General features: G+C 37.5%; 5 protein-coding genes. All 5 read left to right on the top strand.

The genetic code is table 11. The annotated features are described in order from the left end of the window. The coding region (locus tag IQ229_RS16225; protein ID WP_457852505.1) for a thioesterase domain-containing protein at positions 1–486 on the top strand (486 nt) is incomplete at its 5' end. Continuing rightward, positions 486–1,862: a cytochrome P450 gene (locus IQ229_RS16220; protein ID WP_194045372.1), complete on the top strand. Its 1,377-nt coding sequence runs from the start codon at positions 486–488 to the stop codon at positions 1,860–1,862. The genes IQ229_RS16225 and IQ229_RS16220, both read left to right, overlap by 1 nt. A 65-nt stretch (positions 1,863–1,927) precedes the next feature. Further along, positions 1,928–2,794 carry an SDR family NAD(P)-dependent oxidoreductase gene (locus tag IQ229_RS16215; RefSeq protein ID WP_194045370.1) on the top strand — a complete coding sequence of 289 codons (867 nt, stop codon included), beginning with the start codon at positions 1,928–1,930 and terminating at the stop codon, positions 2,792–2,794. A 72-nt stretch (positions 2,795–2,866) separates the two neighbouring features. Further along, entirely contained in the window at positions 2,867–3,511 is a 645-nt protein-coding gene (locus IQ229_RS16210) for a sucrase ferredoxin (protein ID WP_194045362.1), read from the top strand. Between the two features lie 4 nt (positions 3,512–3,515). Then, the coding region (locus IQ229_RS16205) for an MATE family efflux transporter (protein WP_265582990.1) at positions 3,516–4,102 on the top strand (587 nt) is incomplete at its 3' end.

The raw sequence follows: 4,102 nt of genomic DNA, 5'->3' as shown, positions 1-4,102 counted from the left end.
CCTCATGATGCACAACTTTTACCTCGCATAGCTGAATCAATAAAAACTGATAATAATGTAGATTTTTCAGTACCTTTTGAAGAACTTCGAGATTTGCCATTAACTGAGCAACTTAATTTAATTAATGAAAAGAGCAATTTCATCTTTAGTGATGTAGAAATTGAAGATTTCCTCCGTTATTACAAACTTTTTAAAGCGCATGTTAAAGCTATGCGAAATTATGTGCCTGAAGTGTATTCTCAGTCTATAACTTTATTTCGAGCTAGCCAAGAAATAATTCATGACTTTGACAATCCAGAATGGTATAGTAATGACCCTTTAATAGGTTGGGGTAAATGTTCTAGTCAACCTATTCAAGTTATTGAACTTCCTGGGGATCATTTCTCTATTTTTGTTGAACCTCATATTCAAGAATTAGCTAAATATCTAAAAGATTGTATCGACAATACTGTATACGTTCTAAATAATGGGAGTAAAAGAAGCTGATGAAACTACCCCCAGGGCCGAAAACTCCTGCTTGGTTAATCGGTCTTCAATTCGAGAGCGATCCCTTTGGCTATATGGATGCTATTTCTAAAGATTATGGTGATATAGTTACTCTAATGTTTGGTTCTACACCAACAATTTATGTCAGTAATCCTTTAGGAATAAAGGAGATTTTCACAAACACTAAGGAAATTACAGCTAGGGGCGAATTGAACTTGGGTTTTGCCTTGATGACAGGAAATCAAGGAGTTCTCCAACTTGATGGTTTAATTCACAAAAATCGACGCAAATTGTTAATGCAAACCTTTCATGGAGCGCGGATGCAAGCCTGTGGGCGACGTATCTGCGAACTCACAGAAAAGATTATCAGTCAACAGACATTTGGAAAGCCTTTTGTTGCATACCCAACAATTGAAGATATTACCTTACGAGTGGGTATAGAAGTTGTAATGGGTTTAACTGAAGGAAAGCTTTCTGAAAAAATCAAGCATTTGTTTATTTCTATTATGAGATATGGACAATCTCCAATAGATAAGATTTTGAGGAATATTTTTGGAGAAAGAGATTTAGGTCGATGGAGTCCACAAGGATATCTCCTCCACCTTCGACAAGAGCTTTTTCAATTGCTATTGACTGAGGTGGAAGAACGTCGCAAGCAAGCAGATTTTTCACGCGCTGATATGATTACCGATCTGCTATTTGCTGAAGATGAAACAGGTCAACCATTAAGCAATGAAGAAGTACGGGATCTGCTATTATCTCCTATATTTGCGGCTGGTGATGCTTCCGGAACTGCGATCGCTTGGTCTTTGTATTGGATTCATCGTTTACCTGCTGTGCTAGAGCGCTTACTATCAGAACTTGACAGTCTTGGTGAAAACCCAGACCCCATGAGCATCTTCGGCTTACCGTACTTAAATGCTGTTTGTAATGAGGCTTTGCGAATTTACCCAACTCAGTTATTTGCATTTCCTAGATTAGTAGAGTCTCCAGTTAAGGTGATGGGCTACGAGTTGAACCCCGGAACAATACTACTTGCTAATATTTATTCGACACATCAGCGCGAAGATTTATATTCACAACCAAAAGAATTTCAGCCAGAACGCTTTTTAGAAAAACAATATTCTCCCTACGAATTTTTGCCATTTGGTGGTGGTTCTCGTGTATGTATTGGCGGAACTTTTGCACTATTTGAAATGAAACTGATATTAGCAACCATTCTTTCACGTTACGAATTAAAGCTAGTCAGTCAGCGTCCAGAACACCCCAAATTTGGAGGTTTGATTTGTTACCCGGCTAGCGGCGTGAAAATGGTCGTGCATGGTCTGCGTCAAAATAAAGGACAGCTACAACCACTGGTTTCTGGCTCGTTTTAGCCATCAGATTTATAACCCATTCTTTTCAAGCTAAAAAAATATATTTCATTATCGAGGAAGTAAGTATGACAAGGAATAATAAAGGTGCTGTCGTTATAACTGGAGCATCCACAGGTCTCGGTCGAGCAACTGCGCTTTTACTAGATAAGCAAGGATATCGAGTTTTTGCGGGAGTCCGTACAGAACAAGATGGTGAATCTTTAAAGCAGGCTGCATCTGGAAATTTAACACCTCTTATCATAGACATCACAAAAGCCCAAGAAGTCAAATCAGCTTCAGAGTTTGTCTCGTTGGCGCTCGGTAATGAAGGATTATTCGCATTAATTAATAATGCATATTCTGGGGTAGATGGCCCATTAGAATGTATTCCAATAGACGATATCAGATGGAATTTTGAAGTAAATGTTATCGGTCAAATTGCAGTTACACAAGCTTTTTTACCAATGCTCCGACAAGTGAAAGGTAGAATAATTAATATCAGTGCAGTTTGTGGTAGGTTAGCCATACCATACAGAGGGCTTTTATCTACTTCCAAAATTGCACTTGAGGCAATTACAGATACTTTGCGAATTGAATTACGTTCCAGTGGCATTGAAGTATTATCCATATTACCAGGGGGAATAATTACCCCAGAACAGGCTGACAAAGTAGAAGCTGATTGCCAGAAAGTTTTAGGTAATATGTCAACCGAAATGAAAGCTATATATGGCAAAAATTTCAAAAGATGTATGGAAGATTCCGTAAAAGGAAATCGCACTGGAGGTTTACCAGTTGAAAAAGTTACAGCAGTAATATTGCAGGCTCTCCAAGCTACAAAACCCAAAAGAGAATATTTTGTTGTCCAATCACCGTGGGAGCTGAAGCTGTATGCATTGTACAAAAGATTAGTACCGCACCAGTATTTTTATGACAATCTTTATAAAAATATGTGAAAAACATAAAGATTAGCATTTTGTCGCTATTTCATTATTTTTCAATAATATCTGTAGCAGAGTATAGTAAATATGCGAACTCACCATACTCATGAATTACTCACAACAGACTGTCGTTTTTGTTCACAACAAATAAGTGACATTCGCGAACTAATGGTTTGTACCCATGCTCAAGTAGACCTTGCCTGTGGCAGATTTGGCAATCCTATATACCGACAATTACGTAAAGAATATGCTCCTACTTCCAACGGAAAGTTAAGAGTCTGGCAAACAACTCATTTTGGCGGACATCAGTTTGCTCCTACCCTAATTGATTTACCTCAAGGATGTTTGTGGGGACATCTAGAGCCAGATGTATTGGATTTACTGGTGCAGCGAAATAGTTCAGTTTCTGGTTTGCGTCAATACTACCGAGGATGGACTGGTTTAAGCAAATTTGAGCAAATTGCCGAGCGCGAAATTTGGATGCAGTCTGGATGGAGTTGGTTAGATTATTTGAAAGCAGGCAAAGTACTGGCGATGGAAGAAGTTACCCAAGGACATAATCCTGACTGGGCAGAAGTTCGGATTGATTTTGTTGATGGCGGCAAAACAAGTGCCTATGAAGCCAGAATTGAAGTTTGTAGTGAGGTGATGAGTGCATTGAACTCAGCCAAAGAAATGGAATTAAAAACAGTAAAGCAGTATTGTGTTAGCCATTTGCTTAAGGTTAACTAAACAAATGACTTTACAAAAACAATCTCAAATCACGAATGAAATCCTTCAAGGCAATCTTATTAAATTGATGTTTAAATTATCAATACCCAGTATTCTGGGGATATTGATGCTTAGTTTCAACACTTTTATCGATGCTTTATTTGCAGGAAGATTCATTGGTGAAACGGCTTTAGCTGGTATATCAATTGCACTACCACTTACAAGTATAGTCAATGGATTTGCTGGCTTGATCGGGGTAGGTTCTGCTTCTGTTCTCAGTCGAGCCATTGGTTCTGGAGATATTAAAACTCAGTCCAAAGTTTTTGGCAACCTCATAATTATGAGTATTATTATCTCTTTTTTTATTACAATTATAGGCTATAATTTTGATCGACAATTAATTGCATTCATGGGAGGAAATGGTGAAGTTGCTTCCGAAGGAACGAAATATTTTAAAACTTATATACTAGGTTCTGTTTTTTTGATATTAGGAGAAGCTTGTAATACAGTTATAAATTCCGAGGGACAAGTTAGATTCACCACAATATTTAACTTGATATTTGTGGCTGTTAACATCTTATTAAATTATATATTTATTACTGTATATCATTG

Origin of the sequence: Nostoc cf. edaphicum LEGE 07299 (assembly GCF_015207245.1) — a bacterium.
Classification (GTDB): domain Bacteria; phylum Cyanobacteriota; class Cyanobacteriia; order Cyanobacteriales; family Nostocaceae; genus Nostoc; species Nostoc edaphicum_B.
The sequence above is the reverse complement of the archived record's forward strand: the minus strand, read 5'-3'. Positions and strand labels throughout refer to the sequence as shown.